The sequence below is a fragment of the Paenibacillus lacisoli genome (genome assembly GCF_030580655.1).
GTDB lineage: Bacteria > Bacillota > Bacilli > Paenibacillales > Paenibacillaceae > Paenibacillus > Paenibacillus lacisoli.
Genome location: NZ_JAUQTB010000002.1, coordinates 460,462 through 476,773 on the forward strand (window position 1 = coordinate 460,462; position 16,312 = coordinate 476,773).

General features: G+C 52.0%; 16 protein-coding genes and 1 riboswitch. Of the genes, 6 read left to right on the forward strand and 10 right to left on the reverse strand.

Annotated elements, in window-relative coordinates:
- Positions 1–13: 13 nt before the first annotated feature.
- The 8 genes from Q5741_RS05970 to Q5741_RS06005 form a co-directional block, all read right to left on the reverse strand.
- Positions 14–1,174, reverse strand: a complete 1,161-nt coding sequence (locus Q5741_RS05970; RefSeq protein WP_305023148.1) for a Gfo/Idh/MocA family protein — start codon at positions 1,172–1,174, stop codon at positions 14–16.
- 119 nt (positions 1,175–1,293) lie between these two features.
- The gene (locus Q5741_RS05975) at positions 1,294–2,382 is read right to left on the reverse strand and encodes a LacI family DNA-binding transcriptional regulator (RefSeq protein WP_305023149.1); all 1,089 of its coding nucleotides are present in this window, start codon (positions 2,380–2,382) and stop codon (positions 1,294–1,296) included.
- 128 nt (positions 2,383–2,510) lie between these two features.
- The gene (locus tag Q5741_RS05980; protein WP_305023150.1) at positions 2,511–3,467 is read right to left on the reverse strand and encodes a diacylglycerol kinase catalytic domain-containing protein; all 957 of its coding nucleotides are present in this window, start codon (positions 3,465–3,467) and stop codon (positions 2,511–2,513) included.
- The gene (locus Q5741_RS05985; protein WP_305023151.1) at positions 3,464–4,507 is read right to left on the reverse strand and encodes an SPFH domain-containing protein; all 1,044 of its coding nucleotides are present in this window, start codon (positions 4,505–4,507) and stop codon (positions 3,464–3,466) included. The genes Q5741_RS05980 and Q5741_RS05985 overlap by 4 nt, the downstream gene beginning before the upstream one ends.
- 156 nt (positions 4,508–4,663) lie before the next feature.
- On the reverse strand, positions 4,664–5,194 hold the full coding sequence (locus Q5741_RS05990) for a hypothetical protein (RefSeq protein ID WP_305023152.1): 531 nt from the start codon (positions 5,192–5,194) through the stop codon (positions 4,664–4,666).
- A gap of 18 nt (positions 5,195–5,212) precedes the next feature.
- Complete coding sequence (locus Q5741_RS05995) at positions 5,213–6,007, reverse strand: aminoglycoside adenylyltransferase domain-containing protein (protein WP_305023153.1); 795 nt, start codon at positions 6,005–6,007, stop codon at positions 5,213–5,215.
- A 130-nt stretch (positions 6,008–6,137) separates the two neighbouring features.
- Positions 6,138–6,407 carry a CD3324 family protein gene (locus tag Q5741_RS06000; protein ID WP_305023154.1) on the reverse strand — a complete coding sequence of 90 codons (270 nt, stop codon included), beginning with the start codon at positions 6,405–6,407 and terminating at the stop codon, positions 6,138–6,140.
- Positions 6,408–6,606: 199 nt separating this feature from the next.
- Positions 6,607–7,512: a LysR family transcriptional regulator gene (locus tag Q5741_RS06005; protein ID WP_305023155.1), complete on the reverse strand. Its 906-nt coding sequence runs from the start codon at positions 7,510–7,512 to the stop codon at positions 6,607–6,609.
- A 139-nt stretch (positions 7,513–7,651) separates the two neighbouring features.
- Here Q5741_RS06005 and Q5741_RS06010 point away from each other — a divergent pair, with 139 nt between their 5' ends.
- The 3 genes from Q5741_RS06010 (at position 7,652) to Q5741_RS06020 (ending at position 10,985) form a co-directional block, all read left to right on the forward strand.
- Positions 7,652–8,392 carry an SDR family NAD(P)-dependent oxidoreductase gene (locus Q5741_RS06010; RefSeq protein WP_305023156.1) on the forward strand — a complete coding sequence of 247 codons (741 nt, stop codon included), beginning with the start codon at positions 7,652–7,654 and terminating at the stop codon, positions 8,390–8,392.
- Positions 8,393–8,535: 143 nt separating this feature from the next.
- Positions 8,536–10,080: an MDR family MFS transporter gene (locus Q5741_RS06015; RefSeq protein ID WP_305023157.1), complete on the forward strand. Its 1,545-nt coding sequence runs from the start codon at positions 8,536–8,538 to the stop codon at positions 10,078–10,080.
- Between the two features lie 301 nt (positions 10,081–10,381).
- Positions 10,382–10,513: riboswitch (cyclic di-AMP (ydaO/yuaA leader) on the forward strand.
- 4 nt (positions 10,514–10,517) lie between these two features.
- The gene (locus tag Q5741_RS06020) at positions 10,518–10,985 is read left to right on the forward strand and encodes a C40 family peptidase (RefSeq protein WP_305023158.1); all 468 of its coding nucleotides are present in this window, start codon (positions 10,518–10,520) and stop codon (positions 10,983–10,985) included.
- A gap of 52 nt (positions 10,986–11,037) precedes the next feature.
- On the opposite strand, the gene Q5741_RS06025 is transcribed toward Q5741_RS06020, so the two are convergent.
- Positions 11,038–11,835: a Nif3-like dinuclear metal center hexameric protein gene (locus Q5741_RS06025; RefSeq protein WP_305023159.1), complete on the reverse strand. Its 798-nt coding sequence runs from the start codon at positions 11,833–11,835 to the stop codon at positions 11,038–11,040.
- A 362-nt stretch (positions 11,836–12,197) separates the two neighbouring features.
- On the opposite strand from Q5741_RS06025, the gene Q5741_RS06030 reads away from it, so the two are divergent.
- The 3 genes from Q5741_RS06030 (at position 12,198) to Q5741_RS06040 (ending at position 16,043) form a co-directional block, all read left to right on the forward strand.
- Positions 12,198–13,937: a DEAD/DEAH box helicase gene (locus Q5741_RS06030; protein WP_305023160.1), complete on the forward strand. Its 1,740-nt coding sequence runs from the start codon at positions 12,198–12,200 to the stop codon at positions 13,935–13,937.
- Positions 13,938–13,939: 2 nt separating this feature from the next.
- Complete coding sequence (locus tag Q5741_RS06035) at positions 13,940–14,941, forward strand: YqhG family protein (protein ID WP_305023161.1); 1,002 nt, start codon at positions 13,940–13,942, stop codon at positions 14,939–14,941.
- A gap of 115 nt (positions 14,942–15,056) precedes the next feature.
- On the forward strand, positions 15,057–16,043 hold the full coding sequence (locus Q5741_RS06040; protein ID WP_305023162.1) for a hypothetical protein: 987 nt from the start codon (positions 15,057–15,059) through the stop codon (positions 16,041–16,043).
- Between the two features lie 52 nt (positions 16,044–16,095).
- Here Q5741_RS06040 and Q5741_RS06045 read toward each other — a convergent pair whose 3' ends face one another.
- The gene (locus Q5741_RS06045) at positions 16,096–16,284 is read right to left on the reverse strand and encodes a YqzE family protein (RefSeq protein ID WP_305023163.1); all 189 of its coding nucleotides are present in this window, start codon (positions 16,282–16,284) and stop codon (positions 16,096–16,098) included.
- Positions 16,285–16,312 lie beyond the last annotated feature (28 nt).

Sequence of the window (16,312 nt, forward strand, 5' to 3'; positions counted from 1 at the left end):
CCTGCTGCTGTTACTACATTTCCGAAATAGCTACCCAGCGCCGTTCATCAACGGACTGTTCAACGGCTTCCAGCACCGCCTGGCACTTTACACCGTCCCTGAAGTTGGGTTCCGGCTGTCTTCCTTCAGCTACCGCTGTGGACAGCTCCAGCATTTCGTGAATAAATGTGTGCTCGAACCCAATGGTATGTCCTGGCGGCCACCAGGCATCAGCATAGTCGTGAGCCGGATCCGTGGCCAATACTCTGCGGAAGCCCTGAACATCCTCATCATCCGAGGTAAAATAAACCTCCAGCTCATTCATACGTTCGAAATCAAACCGGACGCTGCCCAGACTGCCGTTAATCTCAAATGAATTCGTCGAGCGGTGCCCGGCCGCAAAGCGGGTTGCCTCAAAGCTTCCAATGCAACCGCTCTCAAAACGCGCCAAGAACAAGGTCGCGTCATCTACCGTTACCGGACCCTTAGGTCCGTTACTGCTGCCTTTGGCGCTTAGACCCGTCATCTCTGAAGCAAGCGGCCGCTCTTTGATGAAGGTCTCACTCATCCCGATGACCTCACGGATATCGCCAACCAGGTAGTGCGCCAGATCAATCAAATGTGCTCCGAGGTCTCCATGGGATCCCGAACCGGCTACCTCTTTCTGCAGACGCCATACAAGCGGGAAATCCGGATCCAGAATCCAGTCCTGCAGGAAAAATGCCCGGAAATGATACAGCTTGCCGAGCCTTCCGCTCTCAATCAGCCTCTTCGCCAGCCGGACAGCCGGGGAGAACCGATAGTTAAAGCCGACCATATGTACAACGCCGGCCTCCTCGGCCGCCTGAAGCATTTCCCGTGCATCCTGCAGGGTAAGAGCCAGCGGTTTCTCGCAGAAAACATGCTTCCCGGCACGGACAGCTTCGAGAGCAATCTCCTTGTGCGCATCACTCGGCGCGTTAATATCAATCAGATCAATATCTTCCCGGTTGATCAGCGTCCGCCAATCGCTTACACTTTCCTGCCAGCCCAGTTGGGCTGCTGCCTGCTGTACGGCATTCCCGTCTCTTCCGCAGATGACAGACATCTCCGGCTTGAGAGCATTCGGGAAGAACATAGGCAGGCTCCGATATGCATTGCTATGAGCTTTCCCCATAAATTTATAGCCAATCATTCCAACTCTCAGCTGCGGCATAAACTTCTCCTCCTCATAACATCATCTCAGGTCAGCCAACGGCTTCCCTCTTAGCAACTCAATCATCCCGCTGCAATCCAATCTTCAATTCAGAACGCTGCCCGGCGGTTCAGCATACGTCATTCAAGCCGTCGGCTTAAGGAACAGCAATGCTCCTGTCGAGCGCTCCCCAGGGAGGAGGCCCGCACAACCAGCTTCGTGGGCAGCAGGATACGGCCCGCTAATTCCTGCACGCCTGCACGGTTTGACAGCACCTGTCCGGCAGCTGTCTCCCCGATCTCAAAGAAAGGCACACGCACGCTGGTAAGCGCAGGAGTCACCATCTCGGCCGCGTCGCTGTCGTCATATCCCACGATGGCCGGAAATTCAGCAGCCGTTGTGCCGATTGCTTCCAGACCCTGAATCAGACCGATGGCCATCCGGTCGTTGGCAGCAAAGACGGCATCCATCTCCTGAAGACGGGCTGCAATGTCCCGTGCTGCCGCCAGCCCGCTCTTGCGGCTGAAATTGCCTTCATACTGCAGCTGCAGCTCAGGAATCATACCGTAGTCGGCAAGCGCTCGCTCGTAGCCGGCGCGCCGGTCAACACTGTTCGAGTAGCTGACAGGACCGTTAAGAAAAGCAATCCGCCGGTACCCTTCCGCGAGAAGATGCCCCGCCGCTGCGTAGCTTCCTTCAACATGATCAGCGTCTACTTCAGGAAAATCTTCTCCGTCAAAATGCTGGTTAACGACACAGAATGGACGCTGATTTTGCTTCAGTGCACGCAGTGCCTCCCGTTCCCCGAGCTCATCCTTGGCCCCCAGAATAACAAGCCCATCTACCTTGTGCATCCGGAACAGCTCTTCATAGTCTGTCGGCTCTTCCGCATTCCGGAAGATCATCAGCAGATCATACCCTTCCTGCTGGGCCTTACTTCCGATTCCATTAAGAATCTCCGAGAAATAGTAGGCTGAGAACAGGCGTGCCTTAGGCAGGTATGGCATGATTACGCCAAGATTGCCACTTCGCTTCAGCGCCAGATTACGCGCAAGCGAGTTCGGGGTATAACCAAGCTCCCTGGCAGCACTGAGTACTTTCTCTCTGGTCTGCTTGCGAATCGGACCCACACCGTTTAACACCCTTGATACTGTAGCCTCCGACACACCAGCCAGCTCTGCTACTTCCTTGCGGGTTGCCATGACACCATTCCTTTTCACTGCAATCATTGAATGTATTCACTTGCTCATCTTCTTGTTGACACAAACTTTTAGTTAAAATGTACGCGCGTACATTTTCTCATGCCCTTGCCCTGTTGTCAATCGCTTTCATATGCTTTGGTAAATGTTTTTTCGTATTAATGGACGAGCCGGCCTTTCCGCTCAGCCGGACCGATCACGGCCTCGACTCCGGCATTGAACTCCAGGTAATCACTCTCTACCCCATCGCTGAAAATCACACCGTCTTCCGGCATCTGCGACGTAATCCGCAGCGGCCGGCCGTCTGTGATCTCCCCGAACACCAGCTCTGCCGATGTCGTCCGACTCGGGAAAGGCTCACGGACACTAAATCGTAAGGAAGGTGCATCCCAGACTGGAGCCAGACGTTCGTCCTGCCTGTCCAGGTGAGCCCCCGTTTCCTTACAAGTGACCGCACGCATAATACCAGCTGCGCCGGCCATGATGCTGCGCAGCCAGCCGGTAGAGCCAAGACCGGTCGAAACGATAATGCCGCTGGAGGAATGCTGTTCGGTATAACTTTCGAGCTTCAGCTGGTACCGGGCAGAGACATGCGTTTTGCGTCCTATGAACAGATCATTCACTCCGTACATAACCTGACCGTCATTCAGCTGCGCCTTGGCCAGAGTCACTTCCTTGATCGGCCGGCGTCTGCGCAGCACATCGGGGACCACGAGCTTCAAATCCCCGACCGTGAACGGGAGCAGCACGCCGTCCCAGCGGAGAGGATCGGGGTTCACCCCGATCAGCGGCTGATGCTCCACATATTTCAGCGTGTTCGCCACAAGTCCGTCCTGCCCCAGCACGACAACTACATCCTGCTCGCCGAAGATGAAATTCGGCACATGCTCACGGTCTAAGAGCTGTACGCGGCCGATGACCTCCAGCTCATTCAATGTCCGGCTGATAGCCTGGCGGTACTGGGCGTCTTCCTGCAGATAATCACTGAAGTCCGCACCCAGACGTTCGATATAGAACTGCGCCTGTTGAATCGTGTTATACCGGACAATCAGCTCCTCCAATCTTGTACGGCGTTTGATCAGAATGATTTTATTCTCTGTCAGCCTTCCACTCATCGGGTTCTGCCTCCTTGTGCCTGGGAATTACCGCCTGCCATCAAACCCTGCAGAAGATCGGGCGTAATATTCAGCTGTCCAATCTTCTCTGCCTTCTCAGCGAGTTCCTGGAAGGCAATTGCGATCAGCTTATCCGGCTTCATATCCAGGTTGGTCATCGACTGCAGCACACTTGGCTCCACACCCTGCAGTGACCGCATAACTGCAGCGAGCTCATAGGCTTTGGCATCCGCTTCGGCTTTTTTGTTCGCCACAGCCAGCTCGATAAGCTCACGCTTTTTCTCTTCCAGCGCCGTATCGAACTGCAGCTGTTCTTCCTTCATTTCGCTCTGCTTCTGCTGTACGGCCCGTTCCGCCTCCAGCTGCTTCTCCCGAATTTGCTTTTTCTTCGTTTCCACGGCAATTTCCGTATTCAGCTCATTTTCTTTTACCCGCCGCTCCTGCTCAATAGATGCATTACGGCGTTCATACAACGCGTCATCCGCACTGCGCAGAATCTGTTCCCGTGCCTGAGCTTCGAGCGCCCGCATGGTCTCCTTATTTGGCTGCACCGCCAGAATCGACAGGCCCAGCAGCTCAATGCCCAGCTTGGCGATTTCAGGATTCTTTCCGATCTCGGTGCGGATTCCTTCGGCCAGATGTTCACTGGATTGAACCGCCGTTTTAAGCGGCAGCTGTTCGAGCTGTTTCCTGGTGAGCACTTTAGTGATATTAATGACACGCTGGGCCAGCTTGCTGGGATCATCCGAAATGTAGCGTCCTGTTTTGAGATCGTAAGTATAGTTCAGAATCTGGGTCGTCGTGAGATAGTCAACAATCCGGTAGGTCAGCTGACCCTGAACGGTAACGGTCTGATAATCGTGAGTCATCTCTTCAAACATAAACGGGACATCAATGGAGGATACCGGAACTACAACCACCGAAGTAGTCGGAACATAGTAATAAAAGGATAAGCCGAGTCCTTCCTTGACCACCTTACCGTTCTTGATCTTCATCACATATTCGCTGGGTTGAAATTTTACAAAACGAAATCCGAACATCGTTATCCCCTGCCTTCTTTTGTTATTATCATTTTGATATTAACAAAAGAATAACACGATTCTTTGATATTATCAATATGATAATATCAATAGGTGAAAAAAATCTGTCCATGCATTTATTATCACAGACAGACTGAAAGTTTTACTGGTTTCATTCTATTGGTCAAAAAGATCCGCAAAATCTCCACACGACCCGGTACAGAACTGCTGAACTTCAACCTGCTGACCATCTTCCGTTGCCGTATACCTGTTAACGTGCAGATCCAAACGCTGGTATAATGTGCTCCAAAAGGTGACAGCCGGGCCGTTTGACTTCAGCTGTGCGACTTTATATGAACCCGGAAATTTCGAAAACAGTACCTCGCAAGCCTGCATAGCCCACCCCCGGCGCCGCTCGCTTTGGAGAATAAAGAGCGAATTCACTTCGTAGTCATGGTCCGGCCCGCTGTATCCGCCGCTCGTCAGCAGCAGTAATCCCACAATACGTTCACTGGCCATAATCAGCAGCGGCTTAAGCTCCTTTTCCCGGAATAACAGCTCGAAACCATTAAAGTCGAACATTCCGGTATCCTGGTTCATCTGTAAATCGTCACTGTACCGGGACAAATCATGCAGAAACAGGCTTAACATATTTTTGTATATATTTTCATGCTCTTTGTCGGCTTCCAGCAGTCTTACTTCTGTCATCGTTCATCTCTTCCCTTCCTATTCCTGGTCCGTGATAGTACAGTTATTCAGGTCCGCAGCGGCATGTTGGATCTGAGCTAACATGAACCTCGCGTACCGCTTTAACCGTTCCGGTTCAGGAACCCTCCGATCCAGCACACCATAGGTATAAGCCGCCAGGTACAGACGGACGATCTCCCGCTGCTCGCCTTTCAGGTAAGACAATCCCCATTCCCCGCTCTCTCTTTTACTCGTAATCCTTCCTTCCAAAAGGTAGCATAACACCCGGCACAAATTCAGGCAGTAGTACATGGGGTTTTGAACAATATCGTGATCAGCCGAGGCAATGTCATGCATAATAGATGACCGATAAGCCGCAGCAGGCACGGGCGGATACTGTTCCCGCAAGGGCAGCCCGTACAAGACCTGACCCCGTTCATAGGCCACTGCAATCTGGGATGCCAGGTCATGATCTTGGTAGCCGCCGCATAGGTACGCCGGATCTGAAAGGTAGGCATGTTTATGGGCCGTTGAATAATGAAGCTCACACCATGTCGGATAAACGACCGAAATCAGACTCGATTCCTGGACTGCGCTGAACTCCAGATGAATCCGCTCCTCCTTAAGTCTGCTTAGGATCAGGTCGATCAGCTGCCTTTTGCGACCTTTCGTCATCGGAGTATAGGTTACAATCAGCAGATCCATGTCACTCCACGCCGGTTGAAAGCAGCCCATTGCCAGAGATCCATGAAGGTAGATGCCAGCCACCGTCTCCTGCCAGCATTCCAATATGATGCCAAGAATGTCGCTAAGCAAAGCCTGGACGTCATCCATGCTCTTTTCCCCTTTATGTATGTTCTGCTTCTATGATAGAAGCGGGGCGGGTTCCACACCAGACCTTAAACTTTTCACAACCGAAAATGACATACAAAAATCCGCATGCACCCATGCGGATTCGACCGGTTTATAAATGGCGTGAATAGACAATTTTCCTGATCCTGTCCAGTGATAATCCGAATGTATCTGCCAGGGCGTCCATGCTCTGCCCCTCATGATACTGCCTTCGGATCTCATCATTGCGTTCATGCAGCTGTTTACGGTAACCTGTTGTATCGCCCCAGCGTTTGCGTGTTCCTGCCGCAACAGGGATATAGATGGTCCTGCCCTGTACATATTTTTGAATTTCCTGCAGCAGCTCTTTGGGGAGAAGACCGCTCGCCGTTTCATATCTCATACTCTTCGCTCCTTGAATGGGATCCTTCTTTCTCAAGGCAGCAAAGTCTATAATCCTGTTTTATACCAGCGGTTTGGATAAACTACTCCATGCAAGCAACCGCTGCTGCAAGTCATATAGACTTTGCATGAAGCTGATCCCACGACTGTTCAAGCACCTAAGATCATAAGCCATCCCTGTCCCTCCTTTTTAATCCTGCTTACCCGTATAGCATACCATTATTTACCTGACCAGCAAGCTTGTTCTGCAGATAACGGTACAGCCGTGTCACCGCCTGACTAAGCGGTCTGTCCGGGGCACGAAGAAGCCCGCATTCCATTCCGATCAAAGCTCCCTCTAAGGAAAGGGCAGCGGTCCCGGCCGGAACCGGACTAACCATAATCTCCGGGACAAGCGCGATACCATGTCCTGCCTGCACATAATGCGGCAGCGCCGCCATGCTCCCAACCTCTATCATATCGACTGCAGCAACTCCTGCTTCCTGCAGGACCAGCTCGAGCTTGCGCCGATAAGGACAGGTCGAGCTGGTCACCAGCAGACGATGGGAAGCAAGATCAGCAGGAACAGCAACGTTGCGGCTCGACAGCGTATGCCCTTCAGGGATCAGAAGGATAAACCGCTCCTGAAACAGGATGTCAAAATCCAGCCGATCCGTAAACCCTGGGGCCGAGCATAAAGCTAGATCGATCTCACCCTGGAGCATTCTTTCGGCCAGCTGCGGTGTACTCCCGAACTCCAGCGATAGAATGATGCCAGGGGCCTCTTCACGAAACTCCTGCAGCAGAGCTGGCAGACGAAGACTTCCTGTAGGCTCGGTCACGCCCAATCTAACCGATCCGGCAGAACCCGTCCCAATTTCACCCATATACAGCTGCAGCTTCTCTATCTGTTGAACAATTCCCCGGATCTGTTCATGAAACAAGCGCCCGGCCTCAGTCAGCTCCAGCTGCCTGCCCCGTTCCAGGAGACTGACCCCCAATTCGGCTTCCAGCCGCTGAATCTGCATGGTAACCGTAGACTGCGCATAGTTCATCGCTTCAGCTGCACGCGCAAAACTCCCATTTTCGACGATCGCTTGAAAGGTTTTTAACGTTTTGAGATCCATCTTCCTGTCCCTCTTTCATGTCTGTGTAACATCGCATTTGATTCAAAAATTTTGAACAAATCATTCATATAATTCAATTATACAAATACCACGGATTATTTTACACTTTATTTATAGAAAGATGAAAGGGCGATGAGGAATGAAAATACAGAACAAAGTAGCATTAGTTACAGGCGGAGGAACAGGTATTGGCAGGGCGGTCTGTTTGGCGCTGGCGGACCGGGGTGTCACGGTTGCCGTAAATTATTCCAAATCCCGAGAGGAGGCCGGAGAAACGGTCCGTCTGATCCAGGAGCAGGGCGGCAGGGCGGCTGCATTCTGCGCCAACGTGTCTGACGATAGTCAGGTCCGGCAAATGACGGAGGACATTGTACATCAATTCGGAGGATTGGATCTATTAGTCAATAACGCCAGTATCACTGCCCACATTCCTTATTCCGACCTGGAGGCTTGTACGGATGAAGTGTGGGACGAACTGTTAGGTGTAAATGTCAAAGGCATGTTCCACACAGCTCGTGCGGCTTACCCATATATGCGGCAGAGCGGGCATGGTGCGATTATCAATCTAGGCAGCATTGCGGGTACAACCGGACGGGGTTCCTCTCTCCCCTATGCGGTATCCAAAGCCGCCGTTCACGGACTGACCAAATCACTTGCTCACGCCCTCGCACCCGCTGTCCGTGTCAATGCCATTATTCCGGGTGCAGTACCTACACGCTGGTGGCAGGGTCAGGAGGAACGAATGCAGCAGCTGGCTCCCAACCTGCTGCTGCAGCAGATCGCTTCTGTCGAAGACATCGCTGCTGCCGTCTGCGGTGCACTGGAACAGGAAGCCATGACCGGTCAGCTGATTACGATTGATAGCGGGCAAACGCTCTGATATATGCAGTTCCAAGGAATAATTGATTTTTATTATTCTTCTCGCCGGTCATCCGTCTGTGGACTGATGTTTATTGACACCATTTCGTTATAATAATTGAGGTTATTACAACAAATACATATCTCGATTGGAGAGTGACCTCGGTGTCTGCAAAACAAAATAATCTCAGCCTTGTGCTGGCAGGTCTGCTGCTGGGCATCCTGATGGCTTCGATGGATAATACCATTGTAGCCACGGCGATGGGCGATATCGTCGGCAAGCTGGGAGGTCTGGACAAGTTCGTGTGGGTGACCTCTGCCTACATGGTAGCCGAGATGGCCGGTATGCCGATCTTCGGCAAGCTGTCCGATATGTACGGACGCAAGCGATTTTTCGTGTTTGGAATTATCGTCTTTATGATTGGCTCCGCCCTGTGCGGTACAGCCAATTCCATTGTGGAACTGAGCCTGTATCGGGCGATCCAGGGAATCGGTGGCGGCGCGCTGGTTCCGATCGCCTTTACCATCATGTTCGATGCTGTACCGCCTGAAGCCCGCGGCAAGCTGGGCGGCTTGTTTGGGGCAGTCTTCGGTTTGTCCAGCATATTCGGCCCGCTGCTTGGAGCTTATCTGACAGAATATGCGCGATGGGAATGGATTTTTTACATTAACCTGCCGCTGGGGCTGATCGCTTTTATCTTTATCGCCTTCTTCTATAAGGAATCACGCCAGCATCAGCGCCAGCAAATCGACTGGGGCGGAGCGGTCACACTGATCGGCGCGGTCGTCTGCCTGATGTTCGGTCTGGAACTCGGCGGCAAGAAGTTTCCTTGGGATTCCTGGCAGATTCTCGGTCTCTTTGGCGGGTTTGTTGTGCTTGGTCTGGCCTTCATTCTTTTCGAACGAAGCGCCAGGGAGCCGATCATTTCCTTCAAGATGTTCAAGGACCGTATCTACTGGTCAAGCAACGTGATGGGAATGCTCAGCGGGGCTGCATTCGTTACTGCCTCGGTCTACATCCCCATCTTCATTCAGGGTGTGCTGGGCGGAAAACCGACCAACTCGGGCCTTGTCCTGCTTCCGATGATGCTCGGCTCTGTCGTCACTGCCAGCATGGGCGGCTTTCTGATGACCAAAGTCAAATACCGCTCCATCATGATTCCGACCCTTCTGCTGCTTGTCATTGGCCTGGGGCTGCTTACCACACTGGGTGAGCACTCCTCCCTGTGGACACTGCGCGGGTATATGATCCTGGTTGGTCTTGGAATCGGCGCTTCTTTCTCGGTGCTTAGTAATGCAGCCATTCATTCGGTGCCTCCGCAGCAGCGCGGATCTGCCAGTTCAACCCTGAACTTCCTCCGTTCGCTCGGGATGACGCTGGGCATCACGATTTTTGGTATCGTACAGAGTCATCTGTTTACCCGCAAGCTGGATGATGCGATAACTGCAGGTAATGGCCAGGGATCAGAAGGCAGCCTGCCTCCAGGAGTGGATCTGAGCGATCCCCATGCGCTTCTGTCACCCGAGCTGCGCAAGCTGTTTCCGCCGCAGCTCCTGGAAATCATCAGCCATGCCATGTCTTCGTCAATCGTTCAGACTTTCGCATGGGCTGTCATTCCGGCCGTTCTTGCTCTAGCCGCCTCGTTCTTCATGGGCAAAGAGCGAATGAGACCCGAGAAGGAACAAGCCGTATACAATTCTTCACATTAAAATTCAATTAAAAATGCCTGTACCAATTACTGGTACAGGCATTTTTTGTCATTTTATATCTATTTCCGAGCAATTTCACTTGAAACTTCATCTGCACAGTCGTTAACGCACGCCCAACTACAATATTTATCCATTTTTCAACACCTTGAATCATTCGTAACTATTTTGTAACGATATTAAATGGCTGTTATTTTCTCAAAAGGCTTAAAATATTCAGGTTTCTCATAACATTGGCTGTACATGAACGATTTGACAAACCCCCCAGTCATACAATATAGTAACCAAAGGTTACAAAATATTAATTAATTAATTGCCGAGTTTCAAGATTGAAAACGGGGGAACCACCTTGGGTGAATTATTCTTATACATAGGAATTATAGGGAACCTTCTACCGAACCCTTAGCTAACTCCGTAGGCATCGAAGGGAGAATATTGTTTTGAAAAAGTTGATTATGTCGATTATGGGGGCAGCTGTCCTCTTTACTGCGGGAACCGCAACTACTACACATGCAAGCAGCCTGAACACGGTTGTTAATGCCGTTGAGGGCACACCCTACAAATGGGGCGGCACAACCATTGCCGGTTTCGACTGTTCTGGATTCATGAGATATGTATTTAACAAATACAGCATTAATCTGCCTCGTACATCCCAGCAGCAAGCTCATGCCGGTGTTGCCGTATCCAAGGCAGGCCTCCGGACAGGCGATCTCGTGTTCTTCAACACGATGGGCAGCGGTGTGTCTCATACAGGTGTCTACATGGGCGGCGGCAAATTCGCGCATGCGTCCAGCAGCAAAGGGGTAAGCATTACAAGCCTCTCCAACTACTACTTCAGTTCCCGTTATGTAACAGCGCGCCGTGTTACCGGCCAGTTCATGTACGATCGAATGCTCGGACGTATCTAATTTTATAAGTAAAGGCACCAGCTGAGCTGGTGCCTTTACTTTTTACCCGGAATCAAATGAGTCGAAACACCGGCTTTTCCGCTACAAAAGAAACCTCGACATCCGGAGCCTTCTCCTGCAGCCATGGTACAAGCCTTTGCATCCCGGGCACCTCACTCTCTGCATGACCGATCATAATCAGCGCTTTGGCCAGTCCCTGCTGGGCGGCATCCCTTACATATTCCGGTGTCTCCCACTCCGGTCCTTCTCCAGCAATAATCACATCCAACTGCTCCTCATGAAACAGCGGAATGGCCGAAGCCCCGCCCCCGCGGTAACCGACCAGGATCCCAATACGCCGGCACATGGTGCCAGGATCTCCCCCTAGTCTCACATAGTTCAGCTCCAGCTTGCTCTTCACCTCGGCTGCCAGCTCAGCAGCGGTAAGCTCAGAGATTTCGAGAATGGCCGCAGTCGGAAGATGTTTTTCCACGTATTGCTCCCACCCCAGTGCTTCTACCAGCCCTGCCGTAATTGCATCCGGATGGTAGCGGTGAATATGGTCATGCAGACGAAAAACAGCCAGCCCTGTATCACGTAGATATGCAAGCTTATCCGCATAGACGGGGTCATTCTCCAGAAATTCCACCCCTCCCTGATGGCGGAAGAACATAGGTTCATGCACAATCAGCAGATTGGCCCCCCGTCTCACCGCCTCTTCCAATACGTACCGCGTAGGCATAAAAGCCACAGCGATCCCCTGGACTACCATATCCCTGCTTCCAGTAATCAACAAATCCACCGTATCTTCCACAGACACACCGGAACGTCCAATCAGCGCATCCATCATTTCACCAACGGTTACGGTCATCGTTATCACTCCAGTCCTTTTGGTAACGTTATCTCAAGAGCATTCTTTCTACTTCCATACCGAAGACACAAAGTCCTTCCCTTATACCACTCCACTCTGCATCTGACCCTTTCAACAGCCGGAGTTATGAAGCTAGTTCATTTCGTCCATACTAGCTGAAAGATAGGCCTTGGCTAATATCGTGGATCGATTGAACTTCGTCTCAGCAGATGGAACTTTACCTCTATATTCTTTGTATCCTGCACTGGAAAATGAAATGATCACTTATCACACTCTGCCGGGAGGTTAGCATTTTGACATATCATCCTTACTCAGATCAACCTGCAGGGTCCAGCCCACTGCCTGTACCATTACAATTCGACATGACCTGGTCCGAAGAACTGGAGAACCGGCTGGATAAAGGCGGACCTTGGGGAGACTGGCGTCTGTTCCAGCTGGCACTGGAAGCCGAGAAGAATAAAATGATCCGCAGCTTTGATGAAATCCAATGCATGGAGCACCTGCAGGACCTTGAGCCGCTGCCGCACCAGATGGATACCGCCCGCAAGGTGCTTTTTGAAATGTCGGGAAGAGCTATTCTCGCAGATGAAGTGGGACTCGGGAAGACCATTGAAGCAGGTCTCATCCTCAAAGAGTATCTGGTACGCGGCCTGGTGTCCAAAGTGCTGATTCTTGTTCCTGCCTCCCTGGTGCTGCAGTGGGTGCGGGAATTGAACGCCAAATTCGGCATTCCCGCCGTTGCCCAGAAGAAGGCGCACAGCTGGTATAACGACGTTGTTGTTGCATCCATTGATACGGCCAAACGGGATCCCCATCAGGAGATCCTGCTGAATACCGACTATGACATGCTGATCGTTGATGAAGCACATAAACTGAAGAACAAGAAGACTTCCAACTACCAATTCATGCTGAAGCTGCGCAAAAAATACTGTCTCCTTTTAACAGCCACACCGGTCCAGAATGACTTGTCTGAGCTGTTCAACCTCATTACCCTGCTGAAGCCGGGACAGCTGGGCAGGCAGGGGGATTTTGCAGCTAATTTTGTTGTAGATAAACGCATTGCCAAAAATGAAGAGCAGCTCAAGGAAGAGCTCTCCAAGGTCATGATCCGCAACCGCCGCGGCGAAGGTCCAGTACAGTTCACGAAGCGGATCGTCTCCAATATTAATCTGGCCCTCTCCCCTGAAGAACAGGCGCTGTACGACGGTGTGACTGCTTTTGTCAAGGATCAGTACCATGAAGCGGGCGGCAACCTGACGAGCATGCTGTCCCTGGTTACCCTGCAGCGCGAAGTTTGCAGCAGCCGGGATGCCGTGTTCGTGACTCTGGTCAACCTGTCCAAAAAGCTGGCGCCTGATTCCCCGCTGCGCGACCGCATCTGGGATCTTGTCGGCCATATCAAGGCCATCAAGGAGAATACCAAGGCCGAGAAAGCGATGGAGCTGATCCGCGGCATGAACGACAAGGTCATCATCTTCACCGAATATCGGGCTACCCAGGAATATTTGCTGAATTACTTCCGCGACCGGGGATTGACAGCCGTCCCGTACCGGGGCGGTATGAACCGGGGCAAGAAGGATTGGATGATGGATCTTTTCCGCGGACGGGTACAGGTCATGATTGCTACTGAAGCCGGCGGTGAGGGCATTAATCTGCAGTTCTGCCACCAGATGATTAACTTCGACCTGCCCTGGAACCCGATGAGGGTGGAGCAGCGGATTGGCCGTGTACACCGGCTTGGACAGCAGAATGATGTAAAAATCTTCAATCTGGCCACGCAGGGGACAATTGAAGAGCATATTCTCAATCTGCTGCATGAGAAGATCAACATGTTCGAGTCCGTCATCGGCGGGCTGGATGTAATTCTGGAGCGGTTCGAGAAGCAGGAATCCATTGAGAAGAGCTTGTACAAAATTCTGCTGGAGTCGCAAAACGAGGACGAAATCAAACGAAAAATGGATACGCTCAGCCAGTCACTGGAACATATCAAGCAGGAGGTTCAGTCTTCCCCACCTGCACCAGCGGTGAATCCTTTGCTCGATTCCATCGACCAGCTGAACGCCCCGCTTCCCCCTATGGTCTCCAGGAAAGGAGTACGCTGACTATGCCCATGAATAAGGAAACCATCCAGCATTATGTAACGACCTATCTCGAAGCGACGGAATGTGCCATTATTGAACGTTCCCCAGCGCATGTCACGGTCAAGCTTTCTCCTGCTGCGGACAAAGCATTAACAAACAGACCTTATTATTGGGGTTTCGTTGAACGTACAGGTGCGCCGCCGGAAACCATGTCTTTCACCTTTGTGTTCGATCCGGAAGCATACAGCAGGCAGGGGGAACAGCCGCCCCCCGCCCCGCCCCTGCTCCCTGCTGACAGCAGGAATACACCCGCTCCTGCGGGTGGTACCCTGCCTGCCGGCAGCTCAACGGCTCCTGCTGGTCCCCAGGACGGTCTGCTTGCCCGCTATTTCGGAACCGCGCCGGCATTGCCTGTACTGGGGCCCGGCCGGGTTCTCTCTGAGAATATGACCTATGGCAGCCGGAGGCTGCAGGCCATCTTCGAGGCAGCCAAGGAAGGCGGTTCCTATGTACAGCTGTTCCAGCAGCCGCTTGAGGAGCAGCGGTCAAGCCGCCGGCCGGCCGCCTATGAACCTTGGCTTGGTGTTTGCTTCAAAGTGGAGTTTGCTTGTGATATGAAGAAGGAAGAGATGTATTTTCCGGGAATATCGTTGGTAACCGGACAAATTGTTGAGCATTTTGATGAGGTGCTGGCCGGCAGAGACCTGACCCCGAGGCTGCCTGAGAACATTCATACCAAACCTGCGAGACTGGGGATCTCTGCCGCGGCCCAAGGACTGCACACATATGTAACCGGTAAGCTGCAGCCTTTGGATTACAGTTGGTCGGTTCAGGCACAGGAAAGATTGGAAGAAGAGCTGGCTGTAGTCGATCATTATTATGACGACCTGCTGAAGGAGCAGCCGGAGGACAAAAAAGAAGCCGTTCAGCAGCAGCATGAAACCCGCCGCAGTGAAATGAGGTGGCAGTACGAGCCCAAAGTGATCGTATCCGCCATAAACTGCGGTATTTTTCACCTTCAGTAACCTCTGCCCCCGACAGATTGCAGCACCCTTCTCACCCGGGCTCGGTTATGCTGATTTCTATACCAGCCCCGTTGTGGAACAAGCTGATCTTCATACGGGGAGAGAGGCGCTGAAGATGCTAATGAGAAAAGCTTTATCTGTCCTGCTGCTGTCAACCGCCATGATGCTGACTCCCTGCATGTTCCCGCAGATGCAGGCAGCCACTTCTGCTGAGCCTGTGCGGCCTGATGCTGTTGTTCTTACCGCAAATCCAATTGATCTGGGCAGTGCTTCTTCCGAGATCGCCGCTCCCCAGACCGTCAGACAGCTGGCAGAACGCATGATTAGAACCCTTGTTGATCAGCCTGATTTTGCATGCTGGAAAGAGGCCTCTGCGGCCTATTATCCACTTGGTCCAGGACTTCACAGCTGGCTCGTTCTTTTGAACTGCCAGGAAGCCCCTTCGGGATACCTGATTATCACTGCGGTTCCGGACGGTGGTTACGTAGTCAGCCAATACGGGACAGGTCCTGAAGTGCCTTACAGCCAGGCTGTTCTCAGGCGCTCATTAGCTGCTTTTCCTGCGTTCAACCGTGCTTCTGACAAGCTTCTGTCCCTCCATATTACAGCGGTTTATGCTGATCCCCTGCTGCCCTACTGGGAAGTCCGCAATGCCGAGGGAGAGCGCTTATTCTTGGATGCCATGGACGGAAGTATGCTTCCAGACCAGAAGAACTGGCCGGCCTCTCCTCCAACGCCAACTGTCTCACATATGCTGGGCAGTCGGAACTTTGGCAACAAGATGGAAGCGGTATCGAGAAATTATCAGTCCTTTGCAGATCCCTACAGTGATCTGACCTGGATGCATTCCAAGCCTATCCCTGCATCCGGAACCTCTCCTGCAGTGCTTCAACGCCTATTGGACCATCATCCATCTCTGGTCTTTCAGGTTTCCGGTGCCAATCTCCGCTATCAGGCTCCTTTTGCAGTCCAAGGCTATCACAAGTATACACTTGATACCAATTTAACCCCTGCAGTTTACCTCGATATTGGCCGCAAAACCTTTGTGCCGCTGGCCGTTCTTCAAGCTTCTCAAGGCAGCTGGCAGTATAAGCCGAACTAAAGACAGCGTCCCCCACTACTCCGGTGAGGGGACGCTGTTGATTTACCGCATACTATTCTTTTTTGCGACCGAACGGACGGGACTGCTTGGCCCAAAGTGACATGCTGAATGGAATCATTCCAAACCATTTAACCGTCCAGGGCTCCTTATTTCTGGTGTTTTTCCGTTCCTCGCGCGGCATTTCCATATAGGTGACTACACGCTGCGTAATGTATTTAACCAAATCATCACTGCTGGCCATGAATGATCCCTCCAACCGGATTACGATT

Bases quoted from the DNA above. Each gene is read 5' to 3' on its own strand.
- Q5741_RS05970 (WP_305023148.1), bottom strand. From the start codon at position 1,174: ATGCCGCAGCTGAGAGTTGGAATGATTGGCTATAAATTTATGGGGAAA.
- Q5741_RS05975 (WP_305023149.1), bottom strand. From the start codon at position 2,382: ATGATTGCAGTGAAAAGGAATGGTGTCATGGCAACCCGCAAGGAAGTA.
- Q5741_RS05980 (WP_305023150.1), bottom strand. From the start codon at position 3,467: ATGAGTGGAAGGCTGACAGAGAATAAAATCATTCTGATCAAACGCCGT.
- Q5741_RS05985 (WP_305023151.1), bottom strand. From the start codon at position 4,507: ATGTTCGGATTTCGTTTTGTAAAATTTCAACCCAGCGAATATGTGATG.
- Q5741_RS05990 (WP_305023152.1), bottom strand. From the start codon at position 5,194: ATGACAGAAGTAAGACTGCTGGAAGCCGACAAAGAGCATGAAAATATA.
- Q5741_RS05995 (WP_305023153.1), bottom strand. From the start codon at position 6,007: ATGGATGACGTCCAGGCTTTGCTTAGCGACATTCTTGGCATCATATTG.
- Q5741_RS06000 (WP_305023154.1), bottom strand. From the start codon at position 6,407: ATGAGATATGAAACGGCGAGCGGTCTTCTCCCCAAAGAGCTGCTGCAG.
- Q5741_RS06005 (WP_305023155.1), bottom strand. From the start codon at position 7,512: ATGGATCTCAAAACGTTAAAAACCTTTCAAGCGATCGTCGAAAATGGG.
- Q5741_RS06010 (WP_305023156.1), top strand. From the start codon at position 7,652: ATGAAAATACAGAACAAAGTAGCATTAGTTACAGGCGGAGGAACAGGT.
- Q5741_RS06025 (WP_305023159.1), bottom strand. From the start codon at position 11,835: ATGACCGTAACCGTTGGTGAAATGATGGATGCGCTGATTGGACGTTCC.
- Q5741_RS06030 (WP_305023160.1), top strand. From the start codon at position 12,198: ATGACCTGGTCCGAAGAACTGGAGAACCGGCTGGATAAAGGCGGACCT.
- Q5741_RS06035 (WP_305023161.1), top strand. From the start codon at position 13,940: ATGCCCATGAATAAGGAAACCATCCAGCATTATGTAACGACCTATCTC.
- Q5741_RS06040 (WP_305023162.1), top strand. From the start codon at position 15,057: ATGCTAATGAGAAAAGCTTTATCTGTCCTGCTGCTGTCAACCGCCATG.
- Q5741_RS06045 (WP_305023163.1), bottom strand. From the start codon at position 16,284: ATGGCCAGCAGTGATGATTTGGTTAAATACATTACGCAGCGTGTAGTC.